Source organism: Polaribacter sp. OB-PA-B3 (assembly GCF_054589375.1).
The window spans coordinates 642,489-665,812 of the sequence record NZ_BAAIIX010000002.1 but is presented as its reverse complement, the minus strand read 5'-3'; the positions used below and the strand labels follow the sequence as shown (position 1 = coordinate 665,812).

The 23,324-nt window shown below is 30.6% G+C and carries 13 protein-coding genes; 8 read left to right on the top strand and 5 right to left on the bottom strand.

Annotated features, from left to right (window positions below; translation table 11 throughout):
* Nucleotides 1-14: 14 nt before the first annotated feature.
* The 5 genes from ACYPV9_RS06795 to ACYPV9_RS06775 all read right to left on the bottom strand — a co-directional run bounded on the left by ACYPV9_RS06795 (nt 15) and on the right by ACYPV9_RS06775 (nt 10,215).
* Complete coding sequence (locus ACYPV9_RS06795; RefSeq protein WP_459742528.1) at nt 15-2,777, bottom strand: alpha-amylase family glycosyl hydrolase; 2,763 nt, start codon at nt 2,775-2,777, stop codon at nt 15-17.
* 64 nt (nt 2,778-2,841) lie between these two features.
* Nucleotides 2,842-4,518 carry a SusE domain-containing protein gene (locus ACYPV9_RS06790; RefSeq protein ID WP_459742526.1) on the bottom strand — a complete coding sequence of 559 codons (1,677 nt, stop codon included), beginning with the start codon at nt 4,516-4,518 and terminating at the stop codon, nt 2,842-2,844.
* Nucleotides 4,519-4,546: 28 nt separating this feature from the next.
* Complete coding sequence (locus ACYPV9_RS06785; RefSeq protein WP_299059442.1) at nt 4,547-5,644, bottom strand: SusE domain-containing protein; 1,098 nt, start codon at nt 5,642-5,644, stop codon at nt 4,547-4,549.
* An 18-nt stretch (nt 5,645-5,662) separates the two neighbouring features.
* Complete coding sequence (locus ACYPV9_RS06780) at nt 5,663-7,270, bottom strand: RagB/SusD family nutrient uptake outer membrane protein (RefSeq protein WP_299059445.1); 1,608 nt, start codon at nt 7,268-7,270, stop codon at nt 5,663-5,665.
* A gap of 11 nt (nt 7,271-7,281) precedes the next feature.
* Nucleotides 7,282-10,215, bottom strand: coding sequence for a SusC/RagA family TonB-linked outer membrane protein (locus tag ACYPV9_RS06775; protein WP_459742523.1), 2,934 nt, complete (start codon nt 10,213-10,215; stop codon nt 7,282-7,284).
* Between the two features lie 196 nt (nt 10,216-10,411).
* Here ACYPV9_RS06775 and ACYPV9_RS06770 point away from each other — a divergent pair, with 196 nt between their 5' ends.
* The 8 genes from ACYPV9_RS06770 to ACYPV9_RS06735 all read left to right on the top strand — a co-directional run bounded on the left by ACYPV9_RS06770 (nt 10,412) and on the right by ACYPV9_RS06735 (nt 23,321).
* Nucleotides 10,412-11,434 (top strand): LacI family DNA-binding transcriptional regulator, encoded by a 1,023-nt coding sequence (locus tag ACYPV9_RS06770; protein ID WP_299059451.1) that lies wholly within the window; start codon nt 10,412-10,414, stop codon nt 11,432-11,434.
* A gap of 147 nt (nt 11,435-11,581) precedes the next feature.
* Nucleotides 11,582-12,955, top strand: a complete 1,374-nt coding sequence (locus ACYPV9_RS06765) for an MFS transporter (protein WP_459742520.1) — start codon at nt 11,582-11,584, stop codon at nt 12,953-12,955.
* Between the two features lie 3 nt (nt 12,956-12,958).
* Entirely contained in the window at nt 12,959-13,615 is a 657-nt protein-coding gene (pgmB, locus tag ACYPV9_RS06760) for a beta-phosphoglucomutase (protein WP_459742518.1), read from the top strand.
* A gap of 67 nt (nt 13,616-13,682) precedes the next feature.
* Nucleotides 13,683-15,989, top strand: a complete 2,307-nt coding sequence (locus ACYPV9_RS06755; protein ID WP_459742516.1) for a glycoside hydrolase family 65 protein — start codon at nt 13,683-13,685, stop codon at nt 15,987-15,989.
* Between the two features lie 11 nt (nt 15,990-16,000).
* On the top strand, nt 16,001-17,935 hold the full coding sequence (locus ACYPV9_RS06750; RefSeq protein ID WP_459742515.1) for a glycoside hydrolase family 13 protein: 1,935 nt from the start codon (nt 16,001-16,003) through the stop codon (nt 17,933-17,935).
* A gap of 76 nt (nt 17,936-18,011) precedes the next feature.
* On the top strand, nt 18,012-18,980 hold the full coding sequence (locus ACYPV9_RS06745; protein ID WP_459742513.1) for an alpha/beta hydrolase: 969 nt from the start codon (nt 18,012-18,014) through the stop codon (nt 18,978-18,980).
* 37 nt (nt 18,981-19,017) lie between these two features.
* Complete coding sequence (locus tag ACYPV9_RS06740; RefSeq protein ID WP_459742511.1) at nt 19,018-21,438, top strand: glycoside hydrolase family 31 protein; 2,421 nt, start codon at nt 19,018-19,020, stop codon at nt 21,436-21,438.
* A gap of 8 nt (nt 21,439-21,446) precedes the next feature.
* Nucleotides 21,447-23,321 (top strand): alpha-amylase family glycosyl hydrolase, encoded by a 1,875-nt coding sequence (locus ACYPV9_RS06735; RefSeq protein ID WP_459742509.1) that lies wholly within the window; start codon nt 21,447-21,449, stop codon nt 23,319-23,321.
* Nucleotides 23,322-23,324 lie beyond the last annotated feature (3 nt).

Sequence of the window (23,324 nt, the reverse complement as noted above, 5' to 3'; positions counted from 1 at the left end):
GTTTGCAAAAGTTGTTATTTTTTTAAGATTTTAAGAGAATAATCTAAATTATCAACTTTAATAAAATATAAACCTTTACTTAAATTGTCAACAGAGAATTCTGAAGTTGTATTAAAGTTTCCTTTAAACTGCTTCACTTTTCTGCCTTGTAAGTTATAGATTTCTACCTTTTTAGTATCAGAATTTATTCTAAAATTATTGTAAGTAGGATTTGGGTAAGCAACAATTTTATTATTTAAAAAAATATCTTCTGTAGAGAGCGCTGCTGGCATATTACCATATACTTTAAATTCTCCTGGCGCTAAAGTAATTGTGCTATTAACGTTTACAACGGTTTTTGTGGCATTATCATTTAAAAGATCATACCAAGTACCAGAAGTTTGAAAAGAAGGGCTTATGTTCTGTGTTGTAACACCAAAATTACCAACAATTGTTACATATTGCATATCTGATGAAGAAGTGTCTGTAAGTTGAATTTTCTTTAAACCATTAGAATTGGCAACATCTAATGTAAAGTTAGAAGTTTCAAAAATATCATATTTTAATTTTAATTGAATTAGTTTAGAATACGTGTTGTAAACATCTTTTCTATTTTCAATATCAAAATAATTCCATAAAATTGGTTTATTACCAACTCTACCATTTTGGGTGATAGAAATATCATAACCTAATTCGCCAAATTGCCAAATCATTTTAGGACCCGGAATAGTAAAGTAAAAAGCACCAGCTAATTCAACTCTATCAAGAGCAGTTGCTAGATTTTTCACACTATAATTACCGCTAGAATTACCAAACTGAAGATTTTTATACATCAATCTTTCTTCATCATGGCTTTCCATATAACTTACGTTCGCTGGCACAGAAAAACCTCTTTCTTTATAAGAAACCCAAGAAATATCAGATTTTCCATTAGAATTAAAACCTAAAGTTCCTTCACTATAATTTCCATTATGATTTCCCCAGACCATAATTCCTTTACCTTCATTTAATCTATAATTTACCCATTCTTTTTCTTCTTCATTTTTACCTAAATGTTCGAAAATAATATAAAAGTTAGGATCTTTTTCCCATTGATAATCTGCATATTCTTTTAAAACATCAACTCTGTCTTGTTGGTAATTACTGGTACAAGATTCATCATTTGCTGTACAATTTTGAGTAAAACCTTTTGTTAAATCCCATCTAAAACCATCAATTTTATATTCATCAATCCAATATTGAGTAGTTCTTTTAACATAATCTTTTACAGCTTGTTTACTGTGATTATAGTCGTTAAAAACACTAAAAGAATGTTTAGCCGTTGCGTTAAAAAACGGACTGTTTGCTACTGCTTGTCCACCAAAACCACCATTATCTGTATTGTACATTCTATAATACGGATTTTGACCAGAAGCATGATTGTAAACAACATCTAAAATTACTGCAATTCCTCTTCTGTGACATTCATCGATTAATAATTTAAACGAATTTTTATTACCGTAATATTTGTCTAATGCCATATGAAATGAAGTATTGTAACCCCAAGATTCATTACCATCAAATTCACTTACAGGCATAAATTCTATTGCATTTACACCTAAATCTTGTAAATAATCTAATCTTGCTTTTACTGCATCAAAACTATGTAAAGCATCAAAATCTCTAATTAATAATTCGTAAATGACTAGATCTGTTTTCTTTGGCTTTGTAAAATTTGTTGTTTGCCAAACAAAATCTGCATCGCCAGTTCTTAATAAAGTTACAACGTTTGATGTTTTTCCTGATGGATAAGCAGGTAAATCTGGATATGTAACATTATCAATATAAGTATCGTTATTTTCTGATAAAATAGTTGTAGAATAAGGATCTGCAACTCTTAACTCACCATCAACTAGATATTGATAAGTGTAATTTTGTTGAGGTGTTAAATTTGTTAATTCTATCCAGAATCTATCCTTCGAGCTATCTTTTTTTAATAAATAATTATTGTCAATACTCCAGTCATTAAAATCTCCTAAAACGTGAATAAATTCTTTTAAAGGAGCATAAAATACTAACGTTGCTTTCGTATTGTCTGTAGAGTTTAAATTGATACCATCTTTTAAACCAATTGGTAAACTAGCTTCTGTAACAGTTGGTTTTACAATGGCAGAAAATTCGTTTGTAATTGTTGTTCCGTTATTTGTAGTTTCTAAAACAAAATCTGTGTTTTCTGTAACCGTTGCAGAAAAATTATAATCTGTAATATTAGATTGTTGGTCAATAGAAGTACCGTTCGCTTTTAAATTAAAGTTTGAATTTAATCCTGCAGTTGCAGAAATAGAAAGTTGATCTCCAGAATTTAGAATTGAAGTTTTTTTGATAGGAGCATTTAAAGTCACCTGAAATTTACCAACTTCAAAAATTTTATCTTGAGTTTTTTTATCTCCATCACCGTTTTTTGCTTTCACTAACATTCCTATTCTTCCTATTTCAGTTCTATTATAAAATGTAGTAGGAGTAAAGGTTATAGCATAAGTTGTATTATTAATTTTGGTCATTTTTTGAGCTTCACTAGAATTGGTCCAACTACCATTGTTTGGTGAATCTATTTCATTAGCATCATTTAAATCATAAGACCAAGACCATAAATATACATCTGTAACTCCCCAAGTAGCAGGGTTAATGTTATTTACAGTTATTGTTATTTCATCCGTAGCATCAAAAGAAGCTGGCGAAACAGCATAATTTACATTTTGTTGTTGTGCCAAACTTATTATAGAGCATAATAAAAAAAGAAAAGAGGTAATTTTTTTCATATAATTAATTGTAAAAATATAAAGGCTATTCGGTTAAGAATAGCCTCTATAAAGATTATTATTTTTATTGAACTGTTACTGTTCCTTTAGTATAATCTACAGTAATTTTATAAGTTCCGTCTCCAGGAGACTTTACATTACTTTCGTTATCTCTAACTAGCATACCTGCATAAGTTCCGCTTTCTCCCCAATCATTGTCCCAAGAACCTTGTACTGGTAAAAATTTAAATTCATCTGTTGCAGTTAACGTTTGTGTAATTTCAAAAACTCCGTCTTCTAATTTTGTAAAAGCAGGTGCAGATGCATTGTCCCAACCATTAGGAGAACCTACTAAATATAAGTTTGTAGGAACTTCAACTAAACTATAAGATAAATCATTAAAGTCTACAGTAACCATAAATGTACCAGCGGCAGCAACTTTAATGTTGTTTTCGCCTTCTTGTATAATTTTACTAGGATTATTTGGGTCTTCACCATAATCTCCACCCCAATCACCAGAAACAGGAATCATTTTAAATTCATCACCTTCAGAAAAAGTTTGCATTCTTGTAAATACACCATTTCCAGAAGTACTAAATTGTTGTGTAACATCAGCATTGTTCCAACCATTATGTGCACCAACCATAAATAAAGTATCTATGTTTGATAATTTAAAACTTAAAGTATTAAAATCTACAATTACTAAATAAGTACCAGCAGTAGTAACTTTAATGTTGTTTTCTCCTTCTTGTACAATTTTACCAGGATTGTTTGGGTCTTCACCATAATCACCATCCCAAGCTCCTGAAACAGGAATCATTTTGAACTCATCATTTGCAGAAAAAGTTTGAACTCTAGAGAAAACACCATTACCATCATTATAAAATTGTTGTGTTGCATCAGCATTGTTCCATCCATTATGCGCACCAACCATAAATAAATTATCTGGTATTGCTGCTTTAAATGCAGTTAGTGAAAGCGTAATTAATTCTGATGTTCTATTTAAATCTCCACCAGCTGTTTTTGCAACTGCAATTAATCTAAATTCAAAATCTGTTGCTTCATCTGCTTTTCCTCCAGCAGCAATTACTAAATCATTTAAATTATCATGAGAAATTTCGAATGTATTAGTATCTGAAGAACCGATTAATGTCGCAGCAGCAAAGTCATTTCCTGCTAAATCCATTTCTACATTATATGATACGTCTACTGTACTGCTTTCTGTAATTTCTGGATCTTCCCAAGTTAAAGTTAATGCAATATCATCTGGATTTGTGTCTGTTATTACTACAGCAAAACCATTAGCAGGAGTTTTAAAAACCGGCGGAGTAACTACAAACTTAGATACTTGAAATAAGATTGTATTTGAAACTGAAGAACCAGTATTTAATCTCATGTAAACGCCCGTTTCTTCATAAGACTTAATGTTTGCATTACTTAAAACCTCGTTTAGTTCTGCAACCGTCATAGAAAAGTTTTTATTTTCTGTAGAACCTAATATTACAGGTGCACTAAACTCTGCGTCTAAAGACATTTCTACGTTATAAGTTGCTCCTGTGTTTATATCATCATTCCAGGTAATTGTAAACGCTGGGTTATCTGGTAAAGCAAAGTTTAGAAAAATATTGCTAATTCCAGGAGATTTTAAAACAAACTCAGCTTCTGGGCTTGTTATTGTTAAACTCTCATTTGCATCACAAGCACCTAAAATAAGTGTTAATGATAAAAATAAGTAGCTTAGTTTTTTTATATATGTATTCATTATATCGCTGTTATAAGTTATTTTGAAATTATAAATTCAAAGGAATTAAGATGTAACGACCTGTTAAGTCATTAAACCAAACATCATATTCATCTTCTACAACAACCGGAATTGCACCACCACCAGCGGTAGCTGTTCCAGAGAAAGAAGTAGAATTACCCCACTTAGAACCAGCATCTGTAACAAACTCAACATTTCCTGGATTTAATTTTACGTTTGAAGCTGTCCAAATATGTCCATCAAAATCTAACGGAGTTAAGGCTACATTTGCAGTACTTGTTCCTTGTAACGATAAACTTGCAGGACTTGTAATTCCTGTTTCATCAAAAGGTTCAAAAGAAAAAGTGTTACTAGCAAAGTTTATTTTAAAAGTATAATAACCTGCTGTAATTCCGCTTGCACCAGCAGTAGGAAATCTCTCAGGATCTGAACCTGTACCATCATTTACACCAACAGAAGAACCATCATCTGTACCGTATTGAGGTGTCCATAAACCTTTTGTTGCTAAAACTTTAAAATGTCCGTTATCTGCAAAGAAACCAGTGTAATAATATGTATTACTATCTGTGGCATCTCTAAATAAAGCAGGATTGTTATTGTTGTTGTTCCAACCTGGTGCGGTAGCATCACCTACTATATAAAAATCGTTAAAAACGTAATTAAAGAAAGGATACACTTCTAAAGTTATCGTGTTTGAAGGAGTTTTTACACCATTTTGAGTTCCTAAAGAAGAAACTATTCTAACATATAAATCTTTCCATTCGAAAGGGTTTAAACCTGCATTACCTGCGGCTGCATTTACTTCGTTTACAGATAAAGTTACCGAGTTTAAACCTGTAACTACAGTAGCAATTGCTGGAGCTGTAAAATCTTCATCTTTAGAAAACTCTACGGTATAATTTACTGCAGCTTGTTGTCCGTAATCTGCTTTATCCCAATTAAGGGTTAAAGCAGGATTATTTGTATTTACAGCATCTAACTCTAATTTAGAGAAACTTAATTCTGATAAATTAGCTGCTGTAGGTGTTGATATTTCGAATAATTCAGAACTATCATCACAAGCATTGAATACTAATAGTAGCATTCCTATGATTGCAAATACTGAAAATCTTTTTATATTTTTCATTATTAAATGTTTTAGTTTTTAGTAACCTAAGTTTTGTTTTAAGTTTGGACTTGTTGCTAAACTTGCTGAAGGAATAGGGTACAAGTCTAAATGATTTGGTAATGAAATACCATTTGTACCGTTACCTTTCCATGTCCAATTGTAAGAACCACCAGTAAACTTACCGAATCTAATTAAATCTTGTCTTCTATGAGCTTCTAAGTGTAATTCTCTTGCTCTTTCATCTAAAATAAAATCTAAATCAAACTCTGCCGAAGTAATTGTTTCGGGGTTGTTAGCTCTAACTCTTAAATTATTTACATAAGCAAGTGCATTTACTTCTGATGTATTCGCAGCTCCTCTTAAATGTGCTTCTGCATACATTAAATATACATCTGCTAATCTAAATAAAGGAAAATCTGTGTCAACAAAAGTTTGATCTGAACCAAAACCTCCAGTAGATTTTGCGTTAGAATATTTCTCGATTACATAACCTTGATCTTTATTAGAAATATCTAAAATATCGATACTTCTAGAACCAGAAATAATGTTATTTCTTGTGTCTTGTAAGAAAACACCACCATCAAATAATTGTACAAATTGTTTTCTTAATCTAATTGCGCCTCCCCAGCCACCAGCGCCAACACCTAATGCTGCACCGTTAGCTTCTAAACTTCCTACAGAACCATTTACTAAAACAGTTGTTGGTCCGTAATTTTGAACAATTGTACCATCTGAAACTAAAGGAAAAATAATTTCATTTGTTGCAGCATTTGTATCGTTATCTGCAGTAAAGTTTAATAAATAATCTGGAGCTAAAGAATAACCAGCACCAATTATCTTGTTAAGCTCTATAACACACTCGTCATATTTTGCTTCTCCAATATATACTTCTGCATTTAAATACAATTTGGCTAATATCATTGCAGCTACAGCTTTATCTGCTCTACCATGTTCGTTAGTTTTAGCATCTAATAAATCTGCTTCTATAGCTTTTAATTCTGCTTCTACATAAGTAAAAAGCTCTGCTCTATTAGCTGCTTTAGGTATAGAGTTAACTTGGTCTTCTTCTGTTACAAAATTTGCTTGACCAAATAAATCTATTAAATAGTAATAAGCCATTGCTCTTAATAATCTAGCTTCTGCTCTGTAAGTAGTAATATTTGCTCTTACAGCTGTAGATACGTTTCTACTATCTAATTTTTCTGAAGTTGTTTCTCTTAAAAAATTATTAGCAAATGCAATTGTTGCATGCGTTCTACTAAACATTCCTAAAATTAAAGGATTTTGATCTGTCCAGTTATTTCTTTGAATTCCTGCAACACCTCCATCATTTTCATAAGACCAAATAATTTGGTCTGCAGCTAATGTTTGTAAGTATAAAAGTGTTCTACCAAATTGACTCGTACCTGCATCTAGACCAATTATATTAGAAGATTCTGGACCATTAATACCTGTTAAAGATAAGTTTGCATATACACCGGCTAATAATTCTTTGTAAGCAGTTTCATTAGCAAAAAAGTCTTCTCCTAATAATGTTTGATCATCTTGCGGAGTAATATCTAAATCTTTAGTACATGATGTAAATGAAACGAAAAATATCGTTACCAACATCATTACTTTATATGTTGTTAAATTTGTTTTCATAATTAATTTGATTAAAATTTAATATTAGCTCCTAATAAGAAAGTTCTAGATCTTGGAAAGTTTAAATTATCTATACCATTGTTAAAAATTTCTGGATCTAAACCAGAATAATTTGTAACTGTAAAGACATTTTGAACACCTGCCCATAAACGAATGCTGTTTCCAGAGAACTTTTTAATTAATGGATTGATTGTGTACCCGAAAGTAATATTATCCATTTTTAAGAAAGAAGCGTTTTCTAGATAAATATCAGAAGAAATTACATCTGCTGTATTTCTAAAATTATAATCTAAAACAGAAGTAGGAATATTACCTAATACTTGCTGATCTTGTAATAAAGCATATTGTGCAGTAGAAGAGTTTACGTTGTTGTATGCGTAATTACCAATACTTGCTCTTAAGTTAAAAGATAAATCGAAGTTTTTGTAGTTAAAGTTAGATTGAAACCCTAGAGTTACATCTGCAAGACCATTGTCTTTAATGTATCTATCATCGGCGTTTACAATTCCATCTCCAGTTAAATCTGCATACGCACCTTCAATAGGAGCACCGTTTGCATCATATAATTGTTTATAAACGTAAAATGAATTAGGAGCAAAACCTTCTCTTTGAACTTGAATTGTAGCACCAGTACCACCAGCAATAGAACCTACATTTAAATCTCTACCTAACGGAATAGAAGTAATTTCTCTATCGATATAAGTTGCATTAAAATTTAAGTTCCAATCAATGTCATCGGTTTTAATTACATCAGAATTTAAAGAGAATTCTACACCTTGTATCTGTAATTCACCAATGTTTCTTGTAATGTTATTGGTAAAGTTTGTTCCATCTGCAATAGGAGTATCAAATAATAAATCGTTTGAGTTTTTTTGAAAAACGCCTAACGTACCAGAAACCTTATTGTCAAATAAACCATAATCTAAACCAAACTCTAACGTTGTAGTTTCTTCCCATTTAATATCTGGATTAAATGGTTGTGGTATTGTAGATTGAATTGCATTACCATCAAATAAAAATTGCGAGTTACTATTACCAAAACGGTAAGTAGTTAAGTAAATCTCTGGGTTGCTAATATCTTGCTGACCAGTAATACCATAACTTGCTCTTAACTTTAAGTTAGAAATTACATCAGAATCTTTTAAGAAATCTTCGTCACTAATTCTCCAGGCTGCAGCAACTGCTGGGAAATTACCCCATCTGTTTTCTGAACTAAATTTAGAAGTACCATCTCTTCTGTAAGATAGTGTAAGTAAATATTTTTCTAAAAATGTAAAGTTTGCTCTACCAAAAAAACCAATTAGTACTTCTGGTGTATTTACGTACGTATCTCTACTACTATTAGGGTCGTTTAAGTTACCACTGTTAAAACCGTCTCCAGTAAATTCTTGGTAAGAATAACCTGCGGTAATATCTGCTTTTATGTTATTAAACTCTTTTGTATAATTAAAATAAGAATCTAATAATTCATTATGTCTATTTTGGTTTCCATAAGAGTTATTACCAACTACTACTGTGTTAAAACTTCTTGGTCCTAAAACAGATCCGTTAGAAATGTAGCTTCCTTCTGTTCTGTCAAAACCAACGTTTACAACAAATTTTAGTTCTGGTAAAAAATGGAATTTATAGTCTAAATTTAAATTACCATATTGTCTAAAAGATTTACCTGTGTTGTTATTTTGTAATAAGCTGGCAACTGGGTTTGTACCTCCATTTGCTAATACAAAATCAGAACTACCGCCTGTATAATGTTGATAAAATCCACCGTAAGGTCCTGCGGCTCTTACAGGTTGTGTTGGGTCATATCTTAATGCAGCTCCAATACCACCTGCAGCAAATCTACTGTTTGTAAACGCTCTGTTGTAGTTTAAAGAAACTTTTAAATGATCTTCAAAGAAAGAAGGATTCATAGCTAAAGAAACGTTTGCTCTATCAAACTCAGATGTAATAATACCACCTTGTTGCTCAGAAAATCCAACAGACAATCTTGTAGGAATTTTATTAAAAAGAGATCCTTTAGCAGTAATGTTATGTTGTGTAGAAACTGTGTTTTGTAAAACTTCATCTTGCCAATTTGTGTTGGCATTACCTAATAAGCTAGTATCTAGAGTTGTACCAGAAATTGGTTGAGAATTAACAAGGTTTCTAAATTCGTCTGCAGAAAATACATTAATTCTATCTAAAACCTCACCAGCACTATATTGGTAATCATAATCTAAAGAAAAAACACTTTTTCCTTTTTTAGTTACAATAATAATTACACCATTAGAAGCTCTAGAACCATAAATTGCAGTTGCAGAAGCATCTTTAAGTACAGAAAAAGATTCGATGTCTGCCGGATTAATACTAGAAAGGATTCCTCTACTACCAGCAGTACCGTTATTAGTAACTGGTAAACCATCAATAACTATTAAAGGTGCGTTTGATGCACTTAAAGAAGAACCACCACGAATGGTAATCTCAGATCCAGAACCAGGAGCACCACTTGTAGTAATATTTACACCGGCAACTCTACCATTTAATAAGTTTTCTGGAGTTACAATATTTCCTTTAGTAAATTCTTTTGCAGTAATAGCTTCTACAGAGCCAGTAGCATCTTTAATTGTAGTGGTACCATAACCAACAACAATAATTTCATCTAATTGTTCAGAAGATTCTGTTAGTTCAACAGTTAAGTTTACTTCCGTTCCAATAGTAATTTCTTTATCGGCATAACCTAAATATCTAAAAACAAGAATAGCTCCTGTAGTTACTTTGTCTAGTTTAAAGTTTCCGTTAAAGTCGGTTTCTGTTCCTTTAGTAGTACCTTTTACTACCACACTTACACCTGGTAAAGGATCACCCGATGTTTTTTCTTTTACGATACCTTTTACAGTTTGTTGCGCAAACATTGTAAAAGAAGTACTTAAAAGAATACCAAATAACAATAATTTAAAGTTTTTCATGTATAATTTGTTAAATAATAACTATATTTTGAATTTGTTATTAACAATAAATTTACATTCCACTCTGTAAATATAGAAGTTAGATTCGCAAATACAATATTTTAAAAGTTACGAAATCGGTTTCGTGTTGACAACTTTACTTAAAATATCATTAAATTATTAAAAAAGACTATTAAAAATTGCATTTTTGTAAAATATGAAGCAAAAAGTTACCATAAAAACAATAGCTAAAGAATTAGGGGTTTCTACTTCAACCGTTTCTAAAGCGTTAAAAGACAGCCACGAAATTAGTAAAGAAACAAAAGAAAAAATTCAAGCTTATGCAGATCTCTACAATTATAAGCCTAATAATTTAGCATTACAATTAAGAAATCAAAAAACAAAACTTATAGGCGTTATACTTCCTAAAATAGTACATCACTTTTTCTCTACTATTATTAAAGGTATAGAAGAAGGTGCGCATAAAAAAGGTTATAGGATTATGGTTTGTTTTTCTGATGAATCTCACACTAAAGAAGTAGAAAACTTAAAAGTACTATCTAACGGTAGTGTAGATGGTTTAATTGTATCAATAGCTAATGAAACTCTTGCAAATAAAGAATTTAAGCATTTTCAAGATTTGGTTTCAGAAGAAATACCTTTAGTGTTATTAGATAGAGTAGTAGATGATATTAAGTGTGATAAAGTAGTTGTAGACGATTTTGGAGCTGGCTATAAAGCAACAAAGCATCTATTAAATACAGGTTGTAAAAGAGTAGCAATTATTACAACGCCAGAATACGTTAATGTAGGTACACTAAGAAGAAAAGGATATGAAAAAGCACTTTTAGAAAGAAAAATAGCAATAGACAAGAACTTAATTATTGAGATTGATGAGAATGAAAACATCAAAGAACAAATAAGACCTGTTTTTGATCATAATATTGATGCAATTTTTGCAGTAAATGAAATTTATGCAGCAAAATCTATAAGAATTGCTAAAGAAAAGAGTATTCGAATACCAGAAGAATTGTCTGTAACTGGTTTTACAGACGGTCTTATTTCAGAATATTCTACACCTTCTATTACTACTATTGCTCAACACGGTTTAACAATGGGAAAGCAAGCAGTAGAGGCACTTATTAATAGAATAGAAAATGAAAGCGAAAAATATAGTCCTAAAACTATTGTAATTTCTAGCGATTTGAAACTAAGAGAATCTACGAAACCGTCGTCGTAGATTTGTAAAGTTTTTTTTATCAAATTGATAATTTAAGCTTATTTTTGTTGCATTATTACGATTTATCAATAAATTACATTCCACACATGATAATAATTGATAAGTCTAACATGCTTATCGTAATATTAATTTTATAGTATAACGATAATGAACAAAAAGAAATTAAGTTTCTTGCAAATCTGGAACATGAGTTTTGGGTTTCTTGGAATTCAATTTGGAATGGCCTTAACGGGTGGTTTCATGTCTCGAATATTTCAAACACTTGGTGCAGAGATAGATGATATACCCATTCTCTGGGTTGCAGCTCCGTTAACAGGTTTAATTGTGCAACCAATTATTGGTTACATGAGCGATAGAACATGGAGCCCTAAATGGGGTAGAAGAAGGCCTTATTTTTTAATTGGTGCTATACTAAGTTCGTTGGCGTTAATTATAATGCCACATTCTCCTACTTTATGGGTTGCAGCTGGTTTTTTATGGATTTTAGATGCTTCTATTAACATTTCTATGGAGCCTTTTAGGGCTTTAGTCGCAGATAAATTACCTAGTTCTCAAAGGTCTTATGGTTTTGTAATTCAAACACTTATTATTGGTGTTGGTACTTGGGTTGCTAGTAGTTTGCCTTGGATGGTTTCTCAATTAGGAGTAAGCGATTCTGCGGCTTCTGGTATTGTGCCAATGTCTGTTAAGGTTGCTTTTACAATTGGTGCAGTAGTATTTTTATTAAGTATTTTATATACAGTTTTTACTACAAAAGAGTATCCGCCAGAAGACATGCAAGCTTTTGAAGAGGAAAAGTCACAAAAGAATAGATTTGTTGCTGATATTTTAGAAAATATTGGAAACATGCCTACAATTATGAAAAAGTTAGGTGTAGTTCAGTTTTTTAGTTGGTTTGCTTTTTTCACTATGTGGTCTATGGCAAATCCTGCTTTAACAGAACATGTTTTTAAAACACCTGCACCTGTAGAAAAAGAGTACGTAATGTCTAATCCAGAGCAAAAAGCTGCTTTTGACGTTGAAAATACTGCTTTTCAGAAATCTTCTAACGAGGTAGGTTCTTATATGGGTATTTACGGATTGTCTTCTATGGCATTTGCTTTAATTCTTGTATTATATACTAGAAAAAGAAGAATCAATAGAAAATATATACATATGGGTTCTCTTATTTTAGGAGGAATAGGTTTTATTCTAATGTATTTTATTCCTTCACCAGAGTATTTAGCAGTTTCATTTATTCTTATCGGTTTTGCTTGGGGTAGTATTTTATCTATGCCTTACGCAATGTTATCTAGTGCCGTAAATCCTAACAAAATGGGTGTCTTTATGGGTATTTTTAACATGTTTATAGTAATGCCGCAAATAATTGCAGCTTTAGGAGGTATCAACTTTGTATCTAATTTAATAGGAGAAGAAACTATTAATGCTATGATTGTAGCAGGTTTAAGTTTAATTATTGCAGGACTTAGTAATTTTTTAATTACAGAAAAAAATGCAATTACATATCAAGAGAACAATTAAAAAATGAATAAGAAAGGATTTATTTTCGATTTGGATGGTGTTATAGTAGACACTGCCAAATATCACTACTTAGCTTGGAAAAAACTAGCTAACCAATTAGGTTTTGAATTTACTGAAGAACAAAACGAATTATTTAAAGGCGTTAGTAGAAAACGTTGTTTAGAAATTCTTTTAGAAATAGGAAATAGAGAAGCAACTAAAGAAGAGTTTGATACTTGGATGATAGACAAGAATGTAGATTATTTAGAGTATATAAAAAATATGGATGCATCAGAAATATTACCAGATGTACCTAAGATTTTACAATTTTTAAAAGAAAATAATGTTCCGATTGCTTTAGGTTCTGCAAGTAAAAATGCACAACCAATTTTAGAAAAAGTTGGTTTATTACATTATTTCGATACAATTGTAGACGGTAACAATGTTACAAAGGCAAAACCAGATCCAGAAGTGTTTCTTTTGGCGGCAAAGCAATTAAATGTTTTGCCAGAAAATTGTGTTGTTTTTGAAGACGCTGTTGCTGGTGTAGAAGCTGCAAACGCAGCAAATATGGTAAGTATTGGTATTGGAGACAATAAAGTCTTAACAGAAGCCCAATTTAATTTTGTAGACTTCACAGAAATTAATACCGATTTTATTAAAGAGTTATTAGAAAAATAAGAAAGGAGAAGATAGAAATAAGAAAATTTTATTTTTTCTCTATTCTTTTCTCTTAAAAGAAAAAAAAATGAATCAAGATTATATACAACCAAATGAATGGTCTATTCTAGAAGAAGGATTTGACGCTCAAAAGGTAAAATCTTCAGAAAGTTTGTTTAGCATTGGTAACGGTGCCATGGGACAAAGAGCTAATTTTGAAGAAGAATATACAGGAAGTACATTTCAAGGAAGTTATATTGCAGGTGTTTACTATCCTGATAAAACCAGAGTTGGTTGGTGGAAAAACGGATATCCAGAATATTTTGCAAAAGTTTTAAACGCACCAAATTGGATTGGTATAAACGTTCTTGTAAATAACGAGAAATTAGATTTGCATACGTGTAAAGAAGTTTCAAAATTTAAAAGAGAACTAAACATGAAAGAGGGTTGGTTGTCTAGAAGTTTTGAAGCAGTTTTACAAAACGATGTAAAAATTAAAGTAGATACAAAACGTTTTCTAAGCTTAGAGTTAGATGAAGTTGGAGCAATAAGTTATAGTGTAACACCAATAAATACGGATGCAAAAATTACTTTTACACCTTATTTAGATGCAGGTATTACAAATGAAGATACCAATTGGGATGATCAATTTTGGGATGTTTTAAAAGTTTCTCAAAATAATCAGCAATCTTTTGTAGAGGCTAGAACCATGAAAACGCATTTTTATACATGCACATTTATGCAGTCTCGTTTGTTTGTAAATAGCAATGAGGTTTCTGCAGATTGTGAAAATGCAAAAACAGATAAAACAGCTTCTTGTAGCTATACACAAGAGGTAAAACAGAATGAAACGTATACAATTCATAAATTTGGTGGTTATGTTGTAGACAGAAATCATAAAAAAGAAGCTTTATTAAGTGCCGCTAAAGAAGCACTAGATAAAGCCGTAAGTTTTGGTTTTGATGCATTGTTAGAAATGCAAATTCAGTCTTGGGCACAAATCTGGAAAATGTCTGATATTACCATTGAAGGTGATGTAAAAGCACAACAAGGAATTCGTTTTAATATTTTTCAATTAAACCAAACGTATTTAGGTACAGACGCTTCTTTAAATATTGGACCTAAAGGATTTACTGGAGAAAAATATGGAGGAAGTACGTATTGGGATACCGAAGCATATTGTATTCCTTTTTACATGGCAACTAAAGATCAATCTGTAGCAAGAACTTTGCTAGAATATAGATATGAGCATTTAGAAAAAGCTATTGAAAATGCAGCTAAATTAGGTTTTAAAAACGGAGCAGCATTGTACCCAATGGTAACAATGAACGGAGAAGAATGCCATAATGAATGGGAAATTACCTTCGAAGAAATTCATAGAAATGGTGCCATTGCATTTGCTATTTTTAATTACTTCCGTTTTACGGAAGATTACTCTTACATTCCAGAAAAAGGATTGGAAGTTTTAATAGGAATTGCACGTTTTTGGCATCAAAGAGTAAATTTCTCTGCAGATAAAGAAAAGTTTGTAATGTTAGGTGTAACTGGTCCTAATGAATATGAAAACAACATTAACAATAATTTTTATACAAATTATATTGCAAAATGGTGTATTGAGTATGCTTTAGAAAATATTGATATTGTTAAAAATGATCATATTTCAGATTACATCAGAATTAAAGAAAAAGTAAACTTTACGGAAGAAGAATTAGCTTCTTGGAAAAATGTTGCAGACAACATGTATTTTCCTTTTTCAGAAAAGCATAATGTGTACTTGCAACAAGATGGATTCTTAGATAAAGAATTAATTACTGTTGCAGATTTAGATAAAAGTCAAAGACCAATTAACCAAAAATGGAGTTGGGATAGAATTTTACGTTCTCCGTACATAAAGCAAGCCGATACTTTACAAGGTTTTTATATGTTCGAAGATCAATTTTCTACGGAAGAATTAGAGCGTCATTTCGATTTTTACGAGCCATTTACAGTTCATGAAAGTTCTTTATCACCTTGTGTACACAGTATTCAGGCTGCAAAATTAGGTAGAATGGAACAGGCTTACGAATTTTACTTAAGAACCTCTAGATTAGATTTAGATGATTACAATCACGAAGTAGAAGAAGGTTTACACATTACTTCTATGGCGGGTACTTGGATGAGTATTGTAGAAGGTTTTGGTGGAATGAGAATTGTAAATAATACACTTTCGTTTACACCTAGAATTCCAGAAGGATGGAAATCTTACTCTTTTAAAGTAAACTTTAGAAATCAAGTAATTACAGTTAATGTTTCTCAAGACGGAACAAGTTTTGAGTTAAACGGAAAACAAGAAATAAACATTTTAGTTAACGGAGAAAAAGTAGTTGTTTCTCCAAACAGCTTATTAACAGTTTAAATTAGTAGTTCATGAAACTTATCAGAAACATTTTTTTAGTTGCAATTTTAGTTGCTTTACAATCTTGTAATACATCAGAATCATCTAAAAATGTTTCTGAGGTTTCATTTTCTAATACATTTTTAGAAAGAGTAGAACCACCAAATTGGTTTATAGATTTTAAAAATACATCATTACAATTATTAGTAAAAGAAGAAAATATTGGTAATGCTACACCAACAATTTCTTATGCGGGCGTTACAATTAAGAAAGTAAACAAAGCAAAAAGTAAAAATTACCTTTTTATTGACTTAGATGTTGATAAAAACACAAAACCTGGTAAATTTGACATTGTTTTTAATTTTGAGAACGGATCTAAAAAAACACATACTTACGAGTTAAAATCTCGAGTAAAAGCTGCAGAAGATTTTGTAGGTTTTAATAATTCTGATGCTATTTATTTAATTACTCCAGATCGTTTTGCGAATGCAGATGTATCTAATGATATCAACAAAAATTTACATGAAACTACTATTGATAGATCGCATGGTTACAAGCGTCATGGTGGTGATATACAAGGAATAACAAAACATTTAGATTATATAGAAAACTTAGGTTTTACCTCGGTTTGGCCAACACCGGTTTTAGAAAATAATATGTACAATGGTTCTTACCACGGATATGCAATTACAGATTATTATAAAGTAGATCCTCGTTTTGGTAATTTATCTGACTATAAAAATTTAGCAGATGAATTAAGAAAAAGAGGTATGAAATTGATAATGGATCAGGTTGCAAATCATTGCGGATTAGAACATTGGTGGATGAAAGATTTACCTTTTGAAGATTGGGTAAATAATCAAAAGAATTACGAAGACAATATCGAAAACTGGAATAATAAAACCAACATAAATTCTAATCATAGAAGAACTACAAATCAAGATTCTTATGCATCAAAAAGTGATAGAAAAGGAAATAATGAAGGTTGGTTTGTTTCTACAATGCCAGATTTAAATCAGAAGAATCCTTATTTAGCAAAATATATTATTCAGAATAGTATTTGGTGGATTGAAACGTTAGGTTTAGGCGGAATTAGACAAGACACTTATCCTTATCCTGATAAACAATTTATGTCTGACTGGGCTGGTGCCATTATGCATGAATATCCTAATTTCTCAATTGTTGGAGAAGAATGGAGTTACAATCCTTTATTGGTAGGTTATTGGCAAAAAGGCGCAAAAAACAAAGATGGTTATGAGTCTAATTTAAAATCTACGATGGATTTTCCGATGCAAAAAGCCATTATTGAAGGTATTAACGAAGAAGAATCTTGGGATAAAGGTTTGGTAAAATTATACGAAGGTTTAGCTAATGATTTTTATTATGCTTCACCAAAAGACATTATGGTGTTTTTAGACAATCATGATAAAAGTAGGTTGTTTACCGAAGTAAAAGAAGATGCTGTAAAAGCAAAAATGGCATTAAGTTATATGTTAATGTTACCTAGAATTCCGCAAATATATTACGGTACAGAAATTTTAATGAATGATACCGAAAATCCCGGAGACCATGGTTTAATAAGAACCGATTTTCCTGGAGGTTTTAAAGACGATGTAATAAATGCTTTTACAAAAGAAGGTTTATCAGAAGACCAAAAATCAATGCAAGATTTTGTAAAAACTATTTTAAATTATCGTAAAAATAGTGATGCAATTAAACAAGGTAAAACTTTACATTTTGCACCATTTAAAGGAACTTATTTTTTATTCAGAATTTATAAAGATGAAGTTGTAGTTCATATCATCAATAAAAATGAAAAATCGATTTCTATAGATTTAAACCGATTTAAAGAAGTTGGTTTAGAAGGCAAGAAGTTTAAAAACTTAATTACTGGGGAAGAATTTTTGTGGAATGATGTTATAGAACTTTCAGCAAAAGGAATTACAATTTTAACTTCTAAAAATTAATTTTAGCATTGTTTATGTTAACAATTTCAATTTTATCATGAAATTGTATGAATAATTATTTAAAAAATAAATAAACATGAAAAATTTATCAATATTATTCTCGATTATGATGCTATTTTCTTGTAAGCAAACAAAACAAGAAATAGTTAAAGGGCGTGTACAGAAGCCTACAATAAATGCTAGAGTCTTAAAATCTGTGAAATTATCCGCAGGAAAATTAATGAGAATTGATTCTTTTCCTACAAAACACATTACACCAAGACCTGTTGATGTTTGGTTACCCGAAAATTACTCTGATGAAAAAAAATATGCAGTTTTATACATGCACGATGGTCAAATGTTATTCGATGAAACGTCTACTTGGAATAAACAGGAATGGAAAATCGATGAAGTTGCATCTAAATTAATGAAAGAAGGTGTTACCAAAGATTTTATAGTAGTTGGTATTCATAACATTCCTAAAATAAGATGGCTAAATTTATTTCCAGAAAAAGCTATGAATTTTTTGTCTGCAGAAGAGTTAGAAACTTTAAAAAGTTTCTCGAATAGTGCTGTTGATTTGAAAGATTTAACAGGAGACGAATATTTACAATTTCTAGTTAAAGATTTAAAACCATACATAGACGCAACTTATGCTGTTTATACAAATAAAGAAAATACTTTTGTAGCGGGTTCTTCTATGGGCGGTTTAATGTCTATGTATGCAATTACTCAGTATCCAGCTATTTTTGAAGGTGCTGCATGTATTTCTACACATTGGGTTGGTGGTTTGCCAAACGAAAGTAATCCGCTACCAAATGCCATTTTTTCTTACTTAGAAAAAAACGTTCCAGATGCAAAAACACATAAGATATATTTTGATTATGGTAATAAAACTTTAGATCAGTATTATCCACAATATGCGCCTAAAGTAGATACTATTTTCACGAAAAATGGTTATACAGAATCAAATTATAGAAATTTATTTTTCGAAGGAACAGACCATTCCGAAGTTTCATGGCAAAATAGAATTGACATTCCGTTGACTTTTCTATTGAAAAAATAATAAATACTCTCATTATAATTTAGTTGTTTAAAAAAATATGAAAACACTTAAGCTATTTATTTTATTACTTTTTTTATCAATTTCTTCATTTTCTCAAAATTCTAGTAGAATTTTTAAAAATGTTAACCAAACTAGCAACAGGGTAGAGGTCTATGTAAACGATGGTACATATTATATAGAATTTTATTCTGATAAAATTGTAGAAACATCTTTTATTCCGAAAGGAGAAACTTATACAAAAAAATCGCATGCAGTTATTTTAAAAGCTAAAAACATTAAAATTTCACCTGTAATTTCTCAAGATAAAAGTGTTTTTTCTACGGATGGAATTTCTGTACATATAAATCATAATCCTTTTCAGATTGAATATAGATTTAACGGTGAGGTTGTTACATCAGAAAAACAAGGATATTATAAATCTAAACATACTCCTTTAGAAATTGTAAAAGGAAATATTAAATATGATTTTACAGAAAAAATTGAATTTAATTTAACAAAAGACGAAGTTTTATTTGGTGGAGGTTCTAGAGCTTTGGGTATGAATAGAAGAGGCAATCGATTAGCTTTATACAATAGAGCGCAATACGGTTATGAAACAAAAGCACCACTAATGAATTTTACTTTACCGTTGGTAATTTCATCTAAGAAATACATACTTCATTTTGACAATGCACCAATTGGATATTTAGATTTAGACAGTAAAAAAGACAATTCTTTAATTTACGAAACTATTTCTGGTCGTAAAACTTACCAAGTAATTGTGGGTAATTCTTGGGGAAATTTAATAGAAAATTATACACAATTAACAGGTAAACAACCTTTACCAGCAAGATGGGTTTTAGGAAATTTTTCTAGTAGATTTGGTTATCATTCGCAGCAAGAAACAGAAAAAACGATAGCTAAATTTAAAGAGGAAGCAATTCCTGTAGATGCTGTTATTTTAGATTTGTATTGGTTTGGTAAAACAATACAAGGCACAATGGGTAATTTAGAAGTTGATAAAGATTCTTTTCCTGATATGAAAGGAATGATTTCTAGGTTAAAAAATAAAGGAGTAAAAACAGTATTAATAACAGAACCTTTTGTTTTATCAAATTCGTCTAAATGGCAAGAAGCTGCTAAGAAAGGAGTTTTAGCCACAGATTCTGTGCAAAAGCCAGCGAAATACGATTTTTACTTCGGAAATACGGGTATTGTAAATATCTATAAAAAAGAAGGGAAAGATTGGTTTTGGAATATTTATAAAGATCTATTAAATATTGGTGTAAAAGGACTTTGGGGAGATTTAGGTGAGCCAGAAGTGTTACCGTATTGGGTGAATTTTGGCGCTAAAAAAGCAGATGAAATTCATAATATTTATGGTCATGATTGGGCTAAATTAATTTTTGAAGGTTATCAGAAAGAATTTCCAAACGAAAGACCATTTATTTTAATGCGTGCTGGTGCTGCTGGTTCTCAGCGTTTTGGTATGATTCCTTGGTCTGGTGATGTAAATAGAACTTGGGGCGGATTACAAAGTCAACCAGAAATTGCATTGCAAATGGGAATGCAAGGTTTTGGTTATATGCATTCTGATTTAGGTGGTTTTGCCGGAGCAAATTTAGACGATAACTTATATACTCGTTGGTTGCAATATGGTGTTTTTCAGCCAATATTTAGACCACATGCTCAAGAAGAAGTTGCAAGCGAACCTATTTATAGAACTGTAGAAACAATGCAGTTAGCAAAAGAATCTATAGAATTAAGATATAAACTATTACCCTATAATTATAATTTGGCTTTTCAAAATAATCAACAAGGAACTCCGCTAATGCGACCTGTTTTTTTTGAAGAAGATACGCCAGAGTTAATTACAAATTCATCTACTTATTTATGGGGAAAAGATTTTTTAATAACACCTATTTTAAAAGATTCGGTGATTACGAAACAAGTTTTTTTTCCTAGAACTGCCAATTGGATAGATTTTTATACCAATGAAAAAATAGAAGGTGGGCAATTTAAATTGGTTAATGTAAAAGAAAACTCAATACCAACTTATGTAAGAGAAGGCGCATTTATTTTAATGTCTGATGTTGTGCAAAGTACAGACTATTATAATTCGGATAAATTGCAACTTCATTACTATTTTAATGAAACAAAACAAGCAACAAAAAGAACTTTTTACAATGATGATGGTGAAACAGCAGACGCTTTTGAAAAAGGAGCGTATGAAATTTTAGAGTTTGATGCTAACTTTTCAAAACAATATTTAGAAATAGAGTTTGATGCTGTTTCTGGTGAAAATTGGAATCCGAAGAAAAAAGAAATTCAATTAATTATACACAATATCAATTTCAATCCTAAAAAAATCAAAGTAAACGGAAAAAGAAAGCGAATTTCCACGGTAGATAAAACACTAATAATTCCGGTAACTTGGTCTACAAATAAAGAATTGAAAATTAAAATTTCATTAAATTAAAATTAAAAATGAAAGGAATAAATAGTATTATAGCAACCTTAGTTCTAGTAATAATGATAGGTTGTACATCAGAAAAAAAATCAGAAATAAAAGAAAAATTTGTGTCGAGTAAAAAAAAGGTGGTTGTATATCAAGTATTTACAAGATTATTTGGTAACACAAATACAACGAATAAACCTTGGGGAACAATAGAAGAAAATGGCGTAGGTAAGTTTAACGACTTTACAGATAAAGCATTAAAAGAAATTAAAGATTTAGGAATTACACATATTTGGTATACAGGTGTGCCGCATCATGATGTTATAAGAGATTACACAGCATTCGGAATTTCGAATGATGATCCAGATGTAGTAAAAGGTAGAGCAGGTTCTCCTTATGCAGTAAAAGATTACTATAATGTAAATCCAGATTTAGCAGAAAATGTAGCAAATCGATTAGAAGAATTTGAAGCTTTAATTGATAGATCTCATAAAAATGGTTTAAAAGTAATTATAGATATTGTACCAAATCATGTAGCTAGAAACTATCAAAGTTTAACAAACCCAAAAGGAACAAAAGATTTTGGCGCAGATGATGATACTTCTGTAGTATATCACGTAGATAATAATTTTTATTACACGCCAAATAAAGCATTTGAAGTTCCGGATTTTTTAAATGATTACAAACCTTTAGGAGGCGAAAATAATGTTTTATCTGATAAAAAATTTGAAGAAAACCCTGCTAAATGGACAGGAAATGGATCGAGATCTGTAAAACCTAGTTTTTATGATTGGTATGAAACAGTAAAAGTAAATTATGGTATTACGCCAGAAGGAAAAAAAGATTTTGACGAATTACCAGAGGGTTTCGATAATGAAGATTACAAAAAACATTTTAAGTTTTGGCAGGATAAAAAAGTACCAAATTCTTGGATAAAATTTAGAGATATTGCTTTGTATTGGACTGCAAAAGGTGTTGATGGTTTTAGATATGATATGGCAGAAATGGTACCAGTAGAATTTTGGAGTTTTATGAATTCTGCAATTAAAATGAAAAATCCGAATGCTTTTTTACTTGCAGAAGTATACAACCCAAAAATGTATAGAGATTATATTAAAAAAGGTAAAATGGATTATTTGTATGATAAAGTGCAATTATATGATACAATTAAACATGTAATGCAAGGTCATGGTTTAACGGATAATATACCGTCAATTCTAGAAGATTTAAAAGATATAGAGCACAATATGTTACATTTCTTAGAAAATCATGACGAACAAAGAATTGCGAGTCCAGAATTTGCAGGAAATGCTACGAAAGGAAAACCTGCCATGGTGGTTTCTACAACTATTTCTACTGCACCAACTATGGTTTATTTCGGACAAGAATTAGGTGAAGACGGTTCTGAAAACGCAGGCTTTGGAACACCTTCTAGAACTTCTATTTTTGATTATATAGGTGTGCCATCTTTACAAAGGTGGGTAAATGGTAAGCAGTTTGATGGAGGGAAATCTACAAAAGAAGAATTAGCTTTAAGAGATTTTTACAAACGTTTATTAAATTTTGCTGTAAAAAGTGATGCTTTAATGGGCGATTATAAAGATATACATCATTATAACAGAGAAAATACCCAGAATTACAATCATAAAGTTTTATCTTTTGTACGTTGGTCTGAAAACCAAAAGTTAATTATAGTTTCAAATTTTAATGATAAAGAAACTTATGAGTTTGAATTAAAAATTCCATCAGAAATTATAAAAAAATGGAATCTTAAAAATGAAGATTATCTATTAAAAGACGTTTTGTATAATGCTAAAAATTTCAACTTAACAGTAGATAATTTATCAGGTATAGTAAAAATTAAAATAGCACCATTAGAGTCATTTATTCTACAACTACAATAATAT